At 61.6% G+C, this 16,869-nt stretch carries 15 protein-coding genes and 1 tRNA gene; 7 read left to right on the top strand and 9 right to left on the bottom strand.

The genetic code is table 11. The features are described 5' to 3' along the window. Window positions 1-6: 6 nt before the first annotated feature. Both ACVI9W_RS19550 and earP read right to left on the bottom strand, forming a co-directional pair. Entirely contained in the window at window positions 7-579 is a 573-nt protein-coding gene (locus tag ACVI9W_RS19550) for an elongation factor P (RefSeq protein WP_038608472.1), read from the bottom strand. Between the two features lie 48 nt (window positions 580-627). Next, on the bottom strand, window positions 628-1,761 hold the full coding sequence (gene earP / locus ACVI9W_RS19545; RefSeq protein WP_461530895.1) for an elongation factor P maturation arginine rhamnosyltransferase EarP: 1,134 nt from the start codon (window positions 1,759-1,761) through the stop codon (window positions 628-630). A 122-nt stretch (window positions 1,762-1,883) separates the two neighbouring features. Between earP and ACVI9W_RS19540 the strand changes: the two genes are divergently transcribed. Both ACVI9W_RS19540 and ACVI9W_RS19535 read left to right on the top strand, forming a co-directional pair. Continuing rightward, a complete protein-coding gene (locus ACVI9W_RS19540; protein WP_461530894.1) occupies window positions 1,884-2,270 on the top strand; it encodes a hypothetical protein in 387 nt (128 codons plus the stop codon). A 4-nt stretch (window positions 2,271-2,274) separates the two neighbouring features. Then, window positions 2,275-2,757, top strand: a complete 483-nt coding sequence (locus ACVI9W_RS19535) for a GreA/GreB family elongation factor (protein WP_461530893.1) — start codon at window positions 2,275-2,277, stop codon at window positions 2,755-2,757. A gap of 82 nt (window positions 2,758-2,839) precedes the next feature. Here the strand turns inward: ACVI9W_RS19535 and ACVI9W_RS19530 are convergent, their stop codons facing one another. Then, window positions 2,840-3,766, bottom strand: coding sequence for a LysR family transcriptional regulator (locus ACVI9W_RS19530; protein ID WP_461530892.1), 927 nt, complete (start codon window positions 3,764-3,766; stop codon window positions 2,840-2,842). A gap of 123 nt (window positions 3,767-3,889) precedes the next feature. On the opposite strand from ACVI9W_RS19530, the gene ACVI9W_RS19525 reads away from it, so the two are divergent. Together ACVI9W_RS19525 and ACVI9W_RS19520 are read left to right on the top strand one after the other, a co-directional pair. Continuing rightward, a complete protein-coding gene (locus ACVI9W_RS19525) occupies window positions 3,890-4,639 on the top strand; it encodes a 3-oxoacyl-ACP reductase family protein (protein WP_461530891.1) in 750 nt (249 codons plus the stop codon). A 195-nt stretch (window positions 4,640-4,834) separates the two neighbouring features. Further along, the gene (locus ACVI9W_RS19520; protein ID WP_461530890.1) at window positions 4,835-6,028 is read left to right on the top strand and encodes an MFS transporter; all 1,194 of its coding nucleotides are present in this window, start codon (window positions 4,835-4,837) and stop codon (window positions 6,026-6,028) included. On the opposite strand, the gene ACVI9W_RS19515 is transcribed toward ACVI9W_RS19520, so the two are convergent. From ACVI9W_RS19515 to ACVI9W_RS19495, 5 genes are all read right to left on the bottom strand, one after another. Further along, window positions 6,025-7,356 carry a TolC family outer membrane protein gene (locus tag ACVI9W_RS19515; protein ID WP_461531848.1) on the bottom strand — a complete coding sequence of 444 codons (1,332 nt, stop codon included), beginning with the start codon at window positions 7,354-7,356 and terminating at the stop codon, window positions 6,025-6,027. The genes ACVI9W_RS19520 and ACVI9W_RS19515 overlap by 4 nt on opposite strands. A gap of 35 nt (window positions 7,357-7,391) precedes the next feature. Further along, window positions 7,392-8,705 (bottom strand): HlyD family type I secretion periplasmic adaptor subunit, encoded by a 1,314-nt coding sequence (locus ACVI9W_RS19510; RefSeq protein WP_461530889.1) that lies wholly within the window; start codon window positions 8,703-8,705, stop codon window positions 7,392-7,394. Continuing rightward, window positions 8,702-10,450 (bottom strand): type I secretion system permease/ATPase, encoded by a 1,749-nt coding sequence (locus tag ACVI9W_RS19505; RefSeq protein WP_461530888.1) that lies wholly within the window; start codon window positions 10,448-10,450, stop codon window positions 8,702-8,704. Before ACVI9W_RS19505 ends, ACVI9W_RS19510 begins: the two co-directional genes overlap by 4 nt. A gap of 46 nt (window positions 10,451-10,496) precedes the next feature. After that, window positions 10,497-10,877 carry an AprI/Inh family metalloprotease inhibitor gene (locus ACVI9W_RS19500; RefSeq protein ID WP_461530887.1) on the bottom strand — a complete coding sequence of 127 codons (381 nt, stop codon included), beginning with the start codon at window positions 10,875-10,877 and terminating at the stop codon, window positions 10,497-10,499. A 61-nt stretch (window positions 10,878-10,938) separates the two neighbouring features. Further along, window positions 10,939-12,402 carry a serralysin family metalloprotease gene (locus ACVI9W_RS19495; RefSeq protein ID WP_461530886.1) on the bottom strand — a complete coding sequence of 488 codons (1,464 nt, stop codon included), beginning with the start codon at window positions 12,400-12,402 and terminating at the stop codon, window positions 10,939-10,941. A gap of 469 nt (window positions 12,403-12,871) precedes the next feature. On the opposite strand from ACVI9W_RS19495, the gene ACVI9W_RS19490 reads away from it, so the two are divergent. Both ACVI9W_RS19490 and ACVI9W_RS19485 read left to right on the top strand, forming a co-directional pair. Then, complete coding sequence (locus ACVI9W_RS19490) at window positions 12,872-13,252, top strand: hypothetical protein (protein ID WP_038616306.1); 381 nt, start codon at window positions 12,872-12,874, stop codon at window positions 13,250-13,252. Between the two features lie 203 nt (window positions 13,253-13,455). Further along, window positions 13,456-15,585, top strand: a complete 2,130-nt coding sequence (locus tag ACVI9W_RS19485; protein WP_461530885.1) for a TonB-dependent siderophore receptor — start codon at window positions 13,456-13,458, stop codon at window positions 15,583-15,585. Between the two features lie 170 nt (window positions 15,586-15,755). Here the strand turns inward: ACVI9W_RS19485 and ACVI9W_RS19480 are convergent. Beyond that, window positions 15,756-15,845: transfer RNA gene (locus ACVI9W_RS19480), tRNA-Ser, on the bottom strand. 289 nt (window positions 15,846-16,134) lie between these two features. Here ACVI9W_RS19480 and ACVI9W_RS19475 point away from each other — a divergent pair. Next, complete coding sequence (locus tag ACVI9W_RS19475) at window positions 16,135-16,824, top strand: crotonase/enoyl-CoA hydratase family protein (RefSeq protein ID WP_038608447.1); 690 nt, start codon at window positions 16,135-16,137, stop codon at window positions 16,822-16,824. Window positions 16,825-16,869: the final 45 nt, after the last annotated feature.

Below are 16,869 nucleotides of genomic sequence, written 5' to 3'. Positions count from 1 at the left end.
CCAGGTTTAAACCTTGGCGCGGCCCTTGTAGGAGCCACCTTCGCGGGTATCGATCTCGATCCAGTCACCGATCTCGATGAAGTCAGCAACGCTCAGCTCGGTGCCGTTCTTCAGTTTGGCAGGCTTCATGACCTTGCCCGAAGTGTCGCCGCGCGCGGAGCCTTCGGTGTAGTCAACCTGACGCACGATGGTGGTTGGCAGCTCAACCGAAACCAGGCGCTCTTCGAAGAACACAGCTTCGCAGACGTCTTCCATGCCTTCTTCGATGAACGGCAGAACGGCCTCGATGTCTTCGGCGTTCAGCTCGTACATGGTGTAGTCGCTGGTGTCCATGAAGGTGTAGGTGTCACCGTTGATGAACGACAGGGTCGCTTCTTTGCGATCCAGGATCACGTCGTCCAGCTTGTCGTCAGCCGAGTAAACGGTTTCGGTCTTGTAGCCGGTCAGCAGGTTCTTCAGCTTGGTCTTCATGATCGCGCTGTTACGGCCCGACTTGGTGAATTCAGCTTTCTGAACCAGCCACGGGTCGTTGTCGATCCGCAGTACGGTACCGGGTTTCAGTTCTTTACCAGTTTTCATTGCGAGATATCCGAATTTGGATGGATTTACAAAAATCGAGGCCGCATATCATAGCCAATTTAGGTAAAACTTCACCAGCGCCGTGGCAAGGTCCGGCTGAGCGGCCTGCACGGCGCTCCAGCGGCGGGCGTGCCGATCGAGTTCGCTCCAGTGTTCGAGCACCTGTTGCCAGGCCTGCGCCATGTCGCGATCCATGTTCCAGGCACGCCACAAATCGACCAGCGCCGCCTTGGCCGACGGCGACAATCCCTCGACGTAGTGGTCGAGGAACGCTTCAAGTTTTTCCCAGTGGGCGTACTCCTCCTGGACATAGATATGCCAGAGCAACGGGCGCCCTGCCCATTGCGCGCGAACGAACGAGTCTTCACCGCGCACGGCATTGAAGTCGCAACTCCACAGCAGCTGATCGTAGTCATCCTGGCTAACAAAAGGCAGGATCTGCACGGTCAGCGCGCCACGCCTGGCCAGCTTGCCGGCCTGCGAGTCGCCGTCGCCCAGCCAGGCCTGCACATTCCCCAGAATCCGCCCCTCGGGCACCAGCAGATGGTTGTCACGGCTGTCGGCGGCCAGCGCATCCAGCCAGCTGGCCAGGCTCGCGTTCTCGTAGGCGAACAGTGAGATCAGGCGGGCGCCGCTGGCCGGAGTCACGCCCAGGCGTTGAAGAAATGCCTGACGGGCAGCCGGGTCTTGTTCGAACGCCGCGCGCCGCGCCAGCAGTGTGCCCTCGCGCAGCAGACCACCGGTTTTAGCGGTAAAGCCCGGAAAGAAAAACACTTTGCGCAGGCCATTGGGTTGCGGTGAAGGCAAACCATGGCAACCTTCGACCCAGCCTTCGGCGCTGAGGTATTCCAGGTTCAGCCACAATGGCGGACGCGGGCAATCGAGCATTGCCTGCACATAAGCCGCTGGCAACTGACAGGCAAACGCGCCGATGACCACGTCGGCGACTGGCGTTGGCTGCCAGTCTGCCAGCCAATGACAGACTTCCACGCCCTGCTGCCATTGGCGCGGGGCCTGGGCGTCAGCCTCGGGGCAGATGCGGGCGAAGGCGCTGAGGTCATCCACCCACAGGCGCACCGCCAGCCCCTGCTCGGCGACCAGTTGCCGGGCCAGACGCCAGGTCACGCCGATATCGCCGTAGTTATCGACGACGCAACAGAAGATGTCCCAGTCCGCTTTCATCGCTGGCCCCTTGGAAAAAGCGCCGATTGTCCGGGTAAATCATCGCAGACAAAAGCGTGTCGCGAAAAAAACCCGTTGCACCGTGCGACAATGAACGTCCCTGACCTGGCCAGGAGGCCATCATGCCCCGCCCTGACGAACCGAGCATCACCTTCAAGCCTGTGCAATTGACCCTGTGCATCGCCCTGGGCTTGTGGCTGGGTGCCGTTGCCATTGCCTTGAGCCTGTGGCTGGCTTGGCGCCTGTTACCCGAAACAGTGCAGCCCGTGAGCCAGGTGGTGATTCCGTCAGCCGCTACGCCAGGCCCTGGCGCCGCAGCGGAACAACAGAGTCAGATGTTCGAGCAGTACAAACAGATCCTGCACAAACAGGAACTGCAGCAGGCCGAGGAGCAGGCCGAAGGCAGCGTGCGAAATCTGTCCAACCCCAAGTGTCAGTTCTGGTTGCAACAGAACCGCACCGCGCCGACCGAGAAGAGCCGCGCCCTCGTCCTGGAATTCTGTAACTGACGCCATGAACAAAGCCGACCTGCTGCAACGCATCATCGATACCTTGAGCTTCGACCTCGACGTGGCCCAGCGCGCAGCGCAAACCGCTTATGAAGCGGCTACCGCCGAAGAGAACATCGCCGAAAACAAGTACGACACGCTGGGGCTGGAGGCCTCCTATCTGGCAACCGGGCAAGCCCGGCGCATGGAAGAAATCCGCCAGGCACGGGCGGCGTTCCAGCAACTGCTACTTCGCGATTACGACCCGGCCCGCGGCATTCAAATCAGCAACCTGGTGACCCTGGAAGCAGAGAACGGCAGCTGCCAGCGCCTGTTTCTCGGGCCTGAAGGCGCGGGATTGAAGATTGGCCAGGGGGAACAGCTGGTGACGGTGATTACCCCGCGCTCACCGTTGGGCCAGCGTTTGCTGGGTAAAGGGGAAGATGATGAAGTCAGCCTGGACCTGGGTGCCAAGCACCAGAGCTTTGTGGTGATTGAAGTCAGCTGAAAGCATCGCGGGGCAAGCCCGCTCCCACCGGCTTTGGTTTCCCCTGTGGGAGCGGGCTTGCCCCGCGATACTTCCAATCAAATCAAAGCACCGCACTGAACCGCTGCGCCAAGCCCTGAGCGGCAAACTGCTCGATGATGAAATCGACAAACGCCCGCGTCTTGCCCGGCAACAGTTTGTGCTCGGCGTAGTACAAAGAAATGTTGCCATCATCCACATACCAGTCCGGCAACACCCGCAGCAGACTTCCCGCCTGCAGGTAAGGCACGGCAAACGGCATGCTCACCAGCGCCACCCCCAGCCCCTGCTGCGCCACCGCACAGGCGGCTTCCGAGTCGCTCATGGTCATGCGCAGGCGAATGTTCAGCGGTGTCTGTTCTTGCTGGCGATTGGTCAACGGCCAGTTGCGCACCCGTCCGGTTTGCGGTGAACGAATCAAAATACCGTCCAGCGTCTGCAGATCGGCCGGCTGCTGGATCAGTGGGTGACGTTCAAGAAACGCCGGGGCTGCCACCAGAATCCGGTGCGCCGGGGTCAGTTTGCGAGCGACAACGCCCTGGGGCAGATCAAAACCACCGCCGATCGCCGCATCGAACCCCTGACCAATCAGGTCGACCTGACGATTATCAAAATGCCAGTCCGGACTGATGGCCGGATAGCGCTGCAGGAACTCGGCCAGCAACGGCACGATGTACAAGCGCCCGAAAACGGTGCCCATGCTCACCTTCAAGGTGCCGGCCGGCTGCCCTTCGGCGCTGGCGAGGTTGGCCACGGCATGCTGGATGGTCTGGAAGCTGCTGGCCACTTCGCCGAGAAAACGCTGACCCGCTTCGGTCAGCGTCAATCGCCGGGTGCTGCGCTGAAACAAGCGCACCCCCAGACGCGCCTCCAGCCGGGCAACGTTCTTGCCCACCGCCGCAGGCGTCAGGCTCAGGCGCCGGGCCGCCTCGGCGAAACTGCCGACTTCTGCGCTACGCACGAAGCACTCGATGCTGCTGAAGGTTTCCACAGGCGCGATTCCATACTTCTGGTTTACACAGACTATAGCGATTACCGGCTACTCAGTGGGTAATCCAGCGCCGATACTGAGCCCCATCCAAGGCATCCGGCCTTGTTCTTTCGGGAGCACAGCATGTCGACTCAAACTCGCCTCAACGGCAAAGTAGCTCTGGTCCAGGGCGGATCGCGCGGTATCGGCGCAGCCATCGTCAAACGCCTGGCCGCTGAAGGTGCCAGTGTCGCCTTCACCTACGTCAGCGCCACGGCCCAGGCCCAAGCCCTGCAGGAAAGCATCGTCGCCAGCGGTGGCAAGGCCCTGGCCATCCAGGCTGACAGCGCTGATGCCAGTGCCGTGCAGTCCGCGGTGGAAAACACCGTGGCGGCGTTCGGCCGGCTGGACATCCTGGTCAACAACGCCGGAGTGCTGGCTGTCGCGCCGCTGCTGGAATTCGACCTCGACGACTTCGACCGCACCCTGGCCGTCAACGTGCGCAGCGTCTTCGTTGCCACTCAGGCTGCAGCCCGGCATATGGGTCAAGGCGGGCGCATCATCAATATCGGCAGCACCAATGCCGAACGCATGCCGTTTGCCGGTGGCGGCCCCTATGCCATGAGCAAGTCGGCCCTGGTCGGCCTGACCCGTGGCCTGGCCCGGGACCTCGGGCCCCTTGGCATCACCATCAACAACGTCCAGCCAGGCCCGGTGGACACTGATATGAACCCGGCCCATGGCGAGTTCGCCGAAAGCCTGATGGGTTACATGGCTGTCGGTCGTTACGGCGAAGTCGAGGAAATCGCCGGTTTCGTTGCCTACCTGGCCAGCCCAGAGGCGGCCTACATCACCGGTGCCAGCCTGACCATCGATGGTGGCTTCGCCGCCTGATGCCTTCGGGCCCTGCCCCGGTCCGCCAGGCTGCGCTCGATCCTGTCGACCGTAGCCCAGGCAGCCGGGGGAGGCTGTTTCAGGTGTATGCAACGATCTGTTTTCATGATGGACGAGATGAAAACGATACATTGGCGTCATACCCGCGCATTTCCGATACTGTCACACCTTTACTGCCACTGATCGAGACGGTCCATGACCACCTCTGCTACCCCATTGAGCCGCGGCCTGATCCTGCTGATGGCCACCGCCACCGGCCTTGCCGTCGCCAGCAACTACTACGCGCAACCGCTGCTGCACAGCATCGCCGAGCATTTCGGCCTGAGCACCGCCAGCGCCGGGGCCATCGTCATTGCCGCGCAGCTGAGTTATGGCGCAGGGCTGTTGCTGCTGGCGCCGCTGGGTGACCTGTTCGAACAGCGCCGGCTGATCGTCAGCATGATCGGCATCAGCACCCTGGGTCTGTTGATAAGTGCCTTTTCGCCGAGCCTGGTCTGGCTGTTGCTGGGTACCACGCTGACCGGACTGTTCTCGGTGGTGGCCCAGGTGCTGGTGCCGATGGCCGCGGGCCTGAGCGATCCGGGCCAGCGCGGGCGGGTGGTCGGGACACTGATGAGCGGGCTGCTGCTGGGTATCCTGCTGGCCCGCACCGCTGCCGGTTTCATGGCCGAACTGGGTGGCTGGCGCAGCATCTACCTGCTCGCTGCGGGGCTGATGGCGGTCTGCGCCATTGCCCTGGCGCGCGCCCTGCCGGAACGCCACCAGCACGCCGGGCTCAGCTATCCGGCCTTGATCGGCTCGGTGTTTCGCCTGTTTGTCGATGAACCGGTATTGCGCCTGCGCTCATTGCTCGGCTTGCTGGCCTTCAGCCTGTTCGCGCTGTTCTGGACCCCGCTGGCGTTTCTCCTGGCGGCCGAGCCCTACCACTATTCAGATGCCGTGATCGGCCTGTTCGGCCTGGCTGGCGCCGCTGGCGCACTGTCGGCCAACTGGGCCGGCCGCCTGGCCGACCGCGGCAAGGGCCCGCTAGGTACCACGGTCGGCTTGCTGGCCCTGCTGCTGTCCTGGGTACCCTTGGGCTTCGCGCAAACCTCGCTGGTGGCGCTGTTGATCGGCGTGCTGCTGCTGGATCTGGCCGTGCAACTGGTACATGTGAGCAACCAGAATGCGGTGATTGCCTTGCGCCCGGAAGCACGCAACCGCCTCAACGCTGGCTACATCACCTGCTACTTCATCGGTGGCGCGCTGGGCTCGCTGCTCGGCACCCAGCTGTTCCAGACCTACGGCTGGCACGGCATCGTTTTCGCCGGCCTGACGATCGGCAGCCTGGCCTTGCTGGTCTGGGCCCTGGCCGAACGTCAGCGCAGCCTGCGGGCGCGCACGGCCTAGCGTCGCACGAACGCTTCATCGACCCTGGCCAGGTGCTCTTCGCGCAAGGTGCCGGCGTAGTAATGCAGTTTGATCCAGGCCAGCAGATAGTCGTAGCGGGCCTGGGCCAGATCACGGCGGGTGGTCGCAAGCTGTTGCTCGGCATTGAGCACATCCAGATTGACCCGCTCCCCACCCAGCACGCTCTGACGGGTCGATACCACCAGGGCCCGGGCTGACGTCAGCGCCCGTTCATAGGCACGCAGACGGCTGACGCCTGACTGGCAGGCATTGTACTGCCGCCGCAGCTCGATCAAGGTACTGCGGGTATTGCCATCGAGTTCATACTCGGCCCGCTCCAGGTTGCGACTGGCCTGGCGGGTCGACGCCGACACGCCACCACCGGCGAACAATGGCAGGCTGACTTCCAGGCCGATGGTGTTGGTGGTGTAACGCTGGTTATAGGTGTTACCACTGTCCGACTCCATGCGCCGCGAGGTGGCGTAGGCCGTTACTTTGGGGAAATGCCCCGCACGATTGCGTTCGACTTCGTACTGAGCCACTTCCAGGGCCTGACGCTGGGAAGCCAGCTGCGGATTGTTGGCCAGGGCCAGTTCATGCCAGGCTTCGTAGCTTCCCGGCTGCAAAGTCAGCAACGCGAAACCGTCATTGAGCGGTGCCAACTCATCGATCCGCGCCGACGGCTCACCGATCAGCGCACCCAGTTCGCGCAGGGCCGCATCCTGATCGTTGCGCGCCTGGATTTCCTCGGCATCGGCAAGTTCATAACGGGCCTGGGCTTCCAGGATATCGGTGCGAGTCCCCTCCCCTTGCTGGAACAGTTGCTGGTTCTGCCGGAACTGTTGCTGGTAGGCCTGCTTGCTGGCGACACTGATGCCGATCTGGTCTTCGGCGAACAGCGCCTGTGTATAACTGGTCATCACCCGCACCAGCAACTCCTGGCTCTTGTCGCGGAACGCCTCGTCGGCAAACAGTGCCTGGGCCACGCCCTTGCGGTAACTGGCGTAGGCTTCGTAGTCGAGCAGTGGCTGCTGCAGGATGAAGCTGGAGCCATAGCTGTCGTAATGACGGTCCTCAGTTTCACGCCGCGAGTCGCCCAGATAACTGGCCTTCGAATCGTTGCGGCCTTTGTTGTAGTTGTACGACAGGTTGGGCAACAGCCCGGCGCGACCGATGGCGCGGTACTCCTGCCCCGCATCGCGAGCTTTAAGCGCACCGAGGAACACTGGATCCTTGCGCAGGGCCAGCTCATAGACCTGAAACGGTCCGATCGCCTGTGCAGCAGTGGCCTGTACAGCGCCCGCAGTTGTCAGGGCGAACGCCGCCATCAGCCCGGTCATCAAGCTTTTCATTCGCGGGCTTCCTATTGTTCGGTCAAGGCGGTGCCTGCCCGGTCGAGCAGGGGTTTGAACAGGTAGTTGAGCAGCGAGCGCTCACCCGTGCGCACGAACAGTTCCGCCGGCATGCCTGGCCTGATCACCAGGCCGTCAAGGCGCGCCAGGGCCTGCTCGCTGACCGTACTGCGCAACACGTAGTACGGCTGGCCGGTCTTGTCGTCGAGCAACTGGTCGGCGGATATCAACGCAACTTCACCGGCCACCCGCGGCGTACTGCTCTGGTTGAAGGCGGTGAAAAGGATATCCACAGGCAACTGCACCGCGACTTTATCCACAAGGTTGACCGGCAGCCGGCCCTCCACTTCCAGCGCTGTGCCCTGGGGCACCACTTCCAGCAGCGTGTCGCCGGCACGCACCACCGCGCCTTCGGTGTGCACCGCGAGGTTGACGGCAATACCGTCGGCCGGGGCGAGGATTTCACTGTGCTGCAGGTCAAAGCCGGCAGAGGTCAGTTGCTGCTCCAGGGTGACGCTCTTGAGCTGGGCTTCGGCCAGCTGGCTGCGCACTTCTTTCTGGTATTCCTCACGGCGTTGCTGCAGGTTCAGGCGCGATTCGACAATGTCCTGCTCCAGCCGCGCGCTATCGCCACTGTTCTGCGCCAGGTCGCGCTGCACCTGCGACAACTGGCGCTGGTAGTCCAGCAGGCGGTTGCGCGGGATGTAGCCCTCGCTGGCCAAGGGTTTGAGGTTGGCCAATTGCTCACGCAGGGAATCGGCCTGGGCCTGCAGGTCGCCCCTGGCCCTGCGCATGCCGGCAAGTTGGGCCACGGCCCCGTCGATGCTGGCGGTCAGCCCGGCCTGCTCCCGCGCCTGAGCCTCGCGGCGGCTGCTGAACAGTTGCCGCTGGCTTTCCAGCACCAGGCTCAATTGCGGATCGGAATCGGCACTCAACTGCGCGGGAAACTCGATGTCCTTGCGGTTATCGCGCTCACTCTGCCAGCGCGCCAGGCTGGCCCAGGCCAACCGGTACTGAGCCTGCAGTGACTGCACATCGGCCTGGACCCGGGTCTGGTCGAGGCGGAATAACGGCTGTCCCTGCCTGACGCTCTGCCCTTCTCTGACCAGGATACGGCTGACCACCCCACCGGTCAGCGATTGCACCGCCTTGCGTTTGCCCGAAACCACCACCGTACCTTGTACGGCAATGCCCTGGTCCAGCGGCGCCAGCGTGGCCCAGGCAACAAAGCCGCCGAAGCCGACCAGCGTCAGCAGCCAGCCCAGTCGAACGTAGAAGCGTGCGTCACGACTTGTGCCGAGCGTCTCGCCACTGATCTGACTCATACACCACCTCCTGCGCCGATTGCCGCATTGGCCGCGGGGGCCTGGCGCTGGGCCTGCTCCTGCGCGCGGTTCAGTACCTGCATCACTTCCTGGGCCGGGCCGAAGGCCTGCAGACGCCCCTCACTGAGCACCAGCAACTTGTCGGCCTGGGCCAGGGCGGCGCTGCGATGAGTCACCAGTACCACGGTGCGGCCTTGGGCTTTCATTTGCGCAATGGCTGCGGCCAGGGCGGCTTCTCCACTGCTGTCGAGGTTGGAATTCGGCTCATCGAGGACAATCAGGCTTGGACCACCGTAAAGCGCGCGCGCCAGGGCGATACGTTGCTTCTGGCCGCCCGACAGGTCGCCGCCCTCCTCACCGAGCCGGGTGTCGTAGCCTTGTGGCAAACGCAGGATCAGTTCGTGCACACCGGCCTGGCGCGCGGCCTCGACCACCTTGTGGCCTTCCAGCTCGGTGAAACGGGCGATGTTCTCGGCAATGCTGCCGCGCAGCAATTCGATGTTCTGTGGCAGGTAGCCAATGTGCGGGCCAAGCGCCTCGCGATCCCAGCGGTGTAGGTCAGCGTCATCCAAACGCACAGTACCGGCCAGCGTCGGCCAGATGCCGACCAGCACCTTGGCCAGGGTCGACTTGCCGGAACCGGAGGTGCCCAGCACTCCCAGCACCTCACCGGCCGCCAGGTTGAAACTGATCTGCTGCAAGGTCGCGACCCGCTTGCCCGGCGGACCGGCGCTGACCTGCTCGAAACTCAGGCGCCCGGTCGGCACTGGCAGCGCCATCGGCACCGGCGGCTCGGGAAACTCCCGCAGCAGACCATCAAGACGTTGATAAGCCATTTGCGCCCCGCTCCACTGCTTCCACACCGCAATCAACTGGTCGATGGGGCTCAGCACCCGGCCCATGAGGATGGAGCCGGCGATCATCATCCCCGGGGTCATCTGCCCCTCGATCACCAGCAAGGCACCCAGGCCGAGTACCAGCGATTGCAGGCACAGGCGCAACGACTTGCTGATCGCGGTGATCACTGCCGAGGTGTCGCTGGCCTGGTTTTGCAGCTCGAGGAAACGCCGGTGCAAGGCGAACCAGCGATTGCGCAAGGTACTCAGCATGCCCATGGCCTGGATGCTCTGGGCGTTATGCAGGTGACTGTCGGCCAGGTGAGTGGATTGCTGTTGAAAGCCACTGGCCTGAACCAGCGGTTTGTGGGTCAGGCGCTCGTTGAGCACGGCCAGGGCGATCAGCAACAGCGCTCCCGCACAGGCCATGACCCCGAGCCAGACGTTGAAGAGAAAAATCACCGCCAGATAGATCGGAAACCAGGGCGCATCGAAAAAGGCGAACAGCGCCGGGCCGGTGACAAATTGCCTCACCTGGGTCAGGTCATTGAGGGATTGCGCCGCCTGGCCATCCGCTTGACGCAAGTTACGTGCAAAGGCCGCGCGATACACTTTCAGGTTGAACCCTTGCTCCAACTGATTGCCGACGCGGATAACAATGAAACTTCGAATGGCTTCCAGCACACCGATAAATATGAAGAAGCCGACGACCATCAGCGTCAGCATCCACAAGGTCGTTTCGTTTTGCGATGACAGCACCCGATCATAGACTTGCAACATATAAATCGAGGGTACCAGCATGAGGATATTGATCAGTGCGGTAAAACAACCAACACTGATCAATATTGACTTGTAGCGAGCCAGCGCCATCCACAACGGGGCACTGGCCTTAGTATTCGACCTGTTCATTGTCCGCCTTTCTATCCCTGAAAAATCGGCACTTACTTACACCTTCTTATTCTTTACTCTTACGCTCCAGAAAAAGAGTTTTCCCTGCCGGCGTTGTCCATTTGTACAGGCCGGGCTTGTATCGATTGAAGTGCACCAGCGCGCTGCCATCAGCGCCCATCAGCGCAAGAGTATCCGGGGTCACCAACCAGCCGCTGGCGGGCTGGCCGATCAGTTGCTGCAGGCATTGAAGATCGCCCTCCAGGAGGGTTTCCGGCGCACGCAGCTGCAGCTGGCAAGCCGCAGCTTTTTCATGTTCAGCATAAAGCTCCCAGTCACCGGCCAATTGCGCGGGATTGGGCAGTAACAGGCTGCTTGCCATACCGACCTCTGTGATCAACATCATTGATACCGCGCCAAGCGCGACCATGGGTTTGCGTAGCATCATCCACCTACCTTGCTCAGGGCCAAAGAGCAGCGCCGAAGCGCTGCTCCCCAAGGGTTGGCAATCAGACCACGATATCCGTGGCGACAGCCTGACCGACGGTGGTCACCAGGAAATCAGACAGGCTGTTACCGGTGAAGTCGATGGACAGGCTGCCCAGATTGCTGGCCTGGTCGAAGCTCAGCACCGCTTCGCCAGCATGCCCGCTGAAGGCATCGACGAACTGCAGCGGCAACTTGTTGACCGCGAAGGCGGAGATTGCCGACAGGTCGATCTTGTCCTGACCACTGACAAAATCCATGATCCGGTCGGACGCGCCCGGGGCCGAATCGCTGCTGGCAGCGAAGACAAAGGTGTCGGAACCGGCACCACCCCAGAGCTGGTCGCCACCACCGGCGCCGTAGATGATGTCGTTGCCGGCACCGCCCTTGAGCGCGTTGGCCAGCGCATTGCCGATCAGCAGGTCGTTGCCCGAACCGCCGATGGCATTCTCCACGGTGACACCCTTGGCAATGGAAATATTGCCGATCATGCCGCCGACGTCGGAGAACGATGCTTCATTGAGGTTGATCTTCTGGTTCTGGGTAAAACCGGAGAAGTCCAGGGTGTCGTTGCCGCCACCGTCCCACACGGCAAAAACGACTTTCGACGAAGCCGAAGTGGCCGAGTAGAAATCGCGATCGGCGGTGGCGTTAAAGCCATACACGGTATCAGTGGAACGGGTGGCGGTGTTGGCGCCGTAGAGCTTCTGGATGGCGGCGATATCGTCCATCAGCGGTGCCGAAGCGTAAACCTGTACACCGCCCTTGGTGAAGTTCTGGCTGGTGTTGCTCTCGCTCCAGTAGCTCATGACGCTGTAGCCACGGGTATCCTGGCCATAGGAGGCATCGGCGTAGGTCGGGTAGCCTTCCCCGGCGTTGTAGTCGCCCGGGTGAGACAGGCCCAGCACGTGGCCGATTTCATGGGTCAGGGTCTGACGCCCGTAGTTGCCGTTTTCCGGATTGATGTTGGCCTGGTACTGGTTGTTGATCAGATACCAGGACTCGCCCATGTTCGAACCGGGACCGTAGAACGGCAGGTAGGCAAACGCCGCGCCACCGGTACTGCCATCGCTGTAGTTGCCGAAGGTCATGTGACCGTCGCCACCTGAGGCCGATTCCTTGAAGGTCACTTTCGCCACATCTGCCCAGGACTGCATGGACAGCTTGGCCTGTGCCTTCTGCTGCGCCGAGAAGGCGCTGAACGCGCCCAGGCCCTGACCGTAGAAATCGGACGGGGCCTTGGTCAGGAAGGTATAGGTCAGGTTGATGGTGCCGTCCTTGTTCAGGTCTTTCCAGGCGGCGCCATCGCGCAGCAACTGGGTAGCGGCCTGATCGACCGAGAACGAAGGTTTGCCATTGACTGTCGCACTGCCGCCGCGATCATACTGATGGCCGAAGCTATTGATCAGCCCGAACGCCGTACTTACACCATGGGGTTGCAATACGGAGCCGGCAGAAACAATAGCGCTTTCTTTGACTTTCGACATACAGACACTTCCTTGTTTACAAAAAAGCAGTTGTTGTCCGACAGGACGCTCCCGCGGCGAGATCGTCCTATCACTCGCCTTTTATGAGGCGGAGAAAAACTGACACACTCGCAAATGAACTGTCCAGCTTTTTTGACGTCATTTTTTCTATATCGTTATTTAACTAACGATTATCCCGCGAAGAAGCCCGGTTTAACGGGGTCGCAGCAGTTTGCGCAAATTGCGATATATCGCCAACGACAAAATTCGGGGCATTAAACGAAAACTGACCTAACAGTTTTAGTTGCAAAATCGAACTTTTATTATAAGAACGCGACAACCCGTTATATCTATTCCAATCTGATCCGCAAAAAAATTACATAACTGTGAGCACGCGCCAGGCGACCCTCCGTCGCCTGCCAATTGACTTGTCGCGGTCCCGGGTCTTGAGTAGGGATTGCTCAACAGCCCCTTCTATTTGGATGCCACGATGACAAGACTCACGGTTCAGTCCGGCGATTTCTTGCAAGGTGAAGGCGAGTACCGCAATGGATCGCTCACACTCAAGACCTGCCGCAGCCCTTCTCCCGGGGAAAAAATCGCCCTTACCCGCATCAGCGAACTGATCGTTGCCAATCAGGAGTCCAACCGCAGCCTGGGCAGCGCCTTGGGATGGGGCATGGCCGGGGCCCTGGTGGCAGGACCGGTCGGCCTGATTGCCGGCCTGTGGCTGGGTGGCAAGGAGGAAGAAATCACTTTCCTGGCCACCTTCAAGGATGGCCGCAAGCTGATGGCGATCACCGACAAAAAGACCTGGTCGAAGCTCAACGGCCATTGGCGCCGCCATACACAACCGGCCGCCAATCGCTGAATCGACGCTCGGCTCGTTCGTTCTATCGTTTGCCACCCTGCATGAAACAGGGGCACCGGGATCCGGTCGCCCCTGCTAAGATGCGCGCCCGTCTGCCCGGCGCAATGCCGGCAGGCCCTCTGCAATTCACTGGACTTACGCCCCTCCGGACCGCGACCGAACCCTGACGGCGCGTCTGCTGCATGCCCCAAGGAGCTTTTTGCATGACCCTGCCCCGCCCTCGCCTGCCGTTGAGCCTGCTCGGCTTGAGCCTGGCCCTGCCCGCCTGCCACAGCCTGGCCGAGGACAGCATCATTCTGGCACCGGTAAAGGTGTCCGAAGCCTATAGCGAGGGCTATCAGGTACAGGAGGCGTCGGTAGCCGGTTTTGCCCCGGCACCACTGCTCGATACGCCGGCGTCGGTGGCGGTGTTCAGCGAGCAACTGCTGGCCGATCGACAGGTGCGCAAGCTCAGCGAAGTATTGCAAAGCGATGCCTCGGTGGGCGAAAGCTATGCGCCGATCGGCTACTACGAAAACTTCAACGTGCGCGGTTTCGAGCTCAACGCCGCCAGCAGCTACAAGATCAACGGCCAGACCATTGCCGGCGAGCAGAATGTGGCGCTGGAGAACAAACAGCAGGTCGAGTTGCTCAAGGGTCTGTCCGGGTTGCAGAGCGGCGTTGCCGAACCCGGCGGGCTGATCAATTACGTCACCAAACGCCCGGAGGATGTGCGCTCGGTGACGGTGTCGAGCAACGAGCAGGGTGAACGCTACATCGCCACCGACCTTGGCGGCTGGTTCGGCAGTGAGCGCCAGTTCGGCGTGCGCGCCAACCTCGCCCATGAAGACATCCGCTCCTACGTTGACCACGCCGACGGCAAGCGCGATTTCGCCGCTCTGGCGTTCGACTGGCAGATCAACCCCGATGCACTGTTGCAACTGGATGCTGAATACCAGCAGCGCGAACAGCGTTCGGTGCCGGGTTATCAACTGCTGGGCGGCACCCGCCTGCCCCACGACATCGACCCGCACGACCGCCTGGCCTATCAGCAATGGGCCAATCCGGTCACCATCGACTCCCTGAACCTGGGCGGGCGCTTCGAATACCGCTTCAGCGATAACTGGACCGGCACTGTCAGTGCTTCGCGCAGCAAGGTGGTGATCGACGATTACAGCTCGTTTGCCTGGGGCTCGAGCGAGGGGGCCTATTTCAGCAGTGCAGGCGACTATGACATCTATGACTATCGCAGCCCCGACGACACCCGTCGTACCGACGAAGCCCAAGCGGCGCTCAACGGCCACTTCGATGCCCTGGGTGTGGGTCACGAGCTGACGCTCGGCACCAGTGCTCAGCGCCGCACGCTGGACCAGCGCCCCTATTTCAACGAATGGATCGGCAGCGGCAACATTTACCAGCAAACGCCGGCATTGCCACCCTCCGACAAAACCGTCGGCTCCAGCACCCGCCGCCTGGACAGCCGTCAGTACGGGCTGTTTGCCAGTGACCGGATCAGTTTCAACGAGCAGTGGCAGACGGTGCTGGGCGCACGCCTGGTGCGCCTGGACGAAAAGACCTTCGACGAGGATGGCAACCCTGGTCGTCATACCCGCGACTATCAACTGCTGCCCAACGCTGCCCTGATCTACAAGCCGCGTGCGGACATCTCCCTGTACACCAGCTACAGCAAGGGCATCTCCTCCGGTGGTACCGCGCCGTGGTTCGCCAGCAACAACGCCGAAATCCTCGCCCCGACGCTGTCGCACCAACTGGAAGTCGGCATCAAGCGCGACTGGCAGCGCCTGAGCCTGAGCGCAGCGTTGTTCCAGCTGCGCCAGGCCTACCAGTATTCCCGGCCGGACGGCGCCGGTAACTTCACCTACGTGCAGCAAGGCCAGCAGAAGAACATCGGCCTGGAGCTGGGCGCCAGCGGCTGGTTGACCGAACGTCTGCAGATCAACGCCAGCGCCGCTGCCATCCGTGCCCGGGTGAAGCACAGCGGCACCGCCGATTATGAAGATCATCAGGCGCTCAACGTGCCGAACTTCCGCGCGGCGGTGCAGGCCGATTACAGCCTGCCGATCCCCGGCCTGGCGCTGCTTGGCGGGGCACGCTACAGCGCCAGCAAGTACGCCAATCAAGCAGGGACGGTGGAGGTCGGCAGCTACGCGGTGTTCGATGTGGGCAGCCGTTACAGCACCAGGATTGCTGGCTACGACACGACGCTGCGGCTGATGGTCGATAACGTCTTCGACAAGCGCTACTGGCGGGATGCCGGGGAGTACCTGGGCGATGGCTATCTGTTCCAGGGCGCGCCGAGGACTGCGCGGGTGTCGGCTTCTGTGAGTTTCTGAAAGAATTTTTGTAGGAGCGGATTTACCGGGGCGCCGGACCGCCGCGATGGACTGCGTAGCAGGCCCATCTTTTGGGGCCGCGTTGCGGCCCATCGCGGATAAATCCGCTCCTACAGCGCTTGAAATGCAAAAAGCCCCCGACTTTTTCAAGTCGGGGGCTTTTCTAAATGTGGCGGTGAAGAAGGGATTCGAACCCTTGATACAGTTTCCTGTATACACACTTTCCAGGCGTGCTCCTTCAGCCACTCGGACACTTCACCGTTTCTCTTCAAGCTGTTCAGCCTGTCGAGGCGCGCTAATGTAGTCGAAACAGGTTCTGATGGCAAAGGTTTTTTTCAGAATTTTCATGCGCTTAAGCCAGTCCGTGAAAAAACCGCAGCACGCAGGGCAAAGTCGCCAATCTCTGGAGTGCTTCGGCAGCCCCTGACCCGCCACCCCCAACCTGCACGGAAAAGCCGCCCGAGGCTGACCGGCCAGTCAGTCACAGCGCTTTACCTCACTGCCCAGCCTGAGTAACGTCTGCTCCACTCTCCCTTTAGGAACTGTGTCATGAGTGAGCTGATTACCTACCACCTCGAAGACGGCATCGCGACCCTGACCCTGAACAACGGCAAGGTCAACGCCATCTCGCCAGACGTCATTGCCGCGTTCAATGCTGCCCTGGATCAGGCGGTGACGGATCGTGCCGTAGTCATCGTCACTGGCCAGCCGGGCATTCTCTCCGGCGGCTACGACCTCAAGGTGATGACCGCCGGCCCGAAAGAAGCGGTCAGCCTGGTCACCGCCGGCTCTACCCTGGCCCGGCGCATGCTCTCGCACCCGTTCCCGATCATTGTCGCCTGCCCCGGCCATGCCGTGGCCAAAGGCGCGTTCCTGCTGCTGTCGGCCGACTATCGCATCGGCGTCGAAGGCCCTTTCAGCATTGGCCTGAACGAAGTGCAGATCGGCATGACCATGCACCACGCCGGTATCGAACTGGCCCGTGACCGCCTGCGCCGCTCGGCCTTCCACCGCTCGGTGATCAACGCCGAAATGTTCGACCCGGTCAGCGCCGTGGATGCCGGCTTCCTCGACAAGGTTGTACCGGTCGAACAACTGCAGGAAACAGCGTTGGCCGCTGCGCGTCAGTTGAAGAAGATCAACATGAATGCGCACAAACACACCAAACTCAAGGTCCGCAAGGCGCTGCTCGACGCCCTCGACGACGCGATCATCCGCGATCAGGAACACCTGGCCTGACCCCTACCAAGGCCTGATTGCGTTTACTTACACAATCAGGCCGCT

The organism is Pseudomonas sp. 210_17 TE3656, from assembly GCF_054821965.1.
The sequence above is the reverse complement of the archived record's forward strand: the minus strand, read 5'-3'. Positions and strand labels throughout refer to the sequence as shown.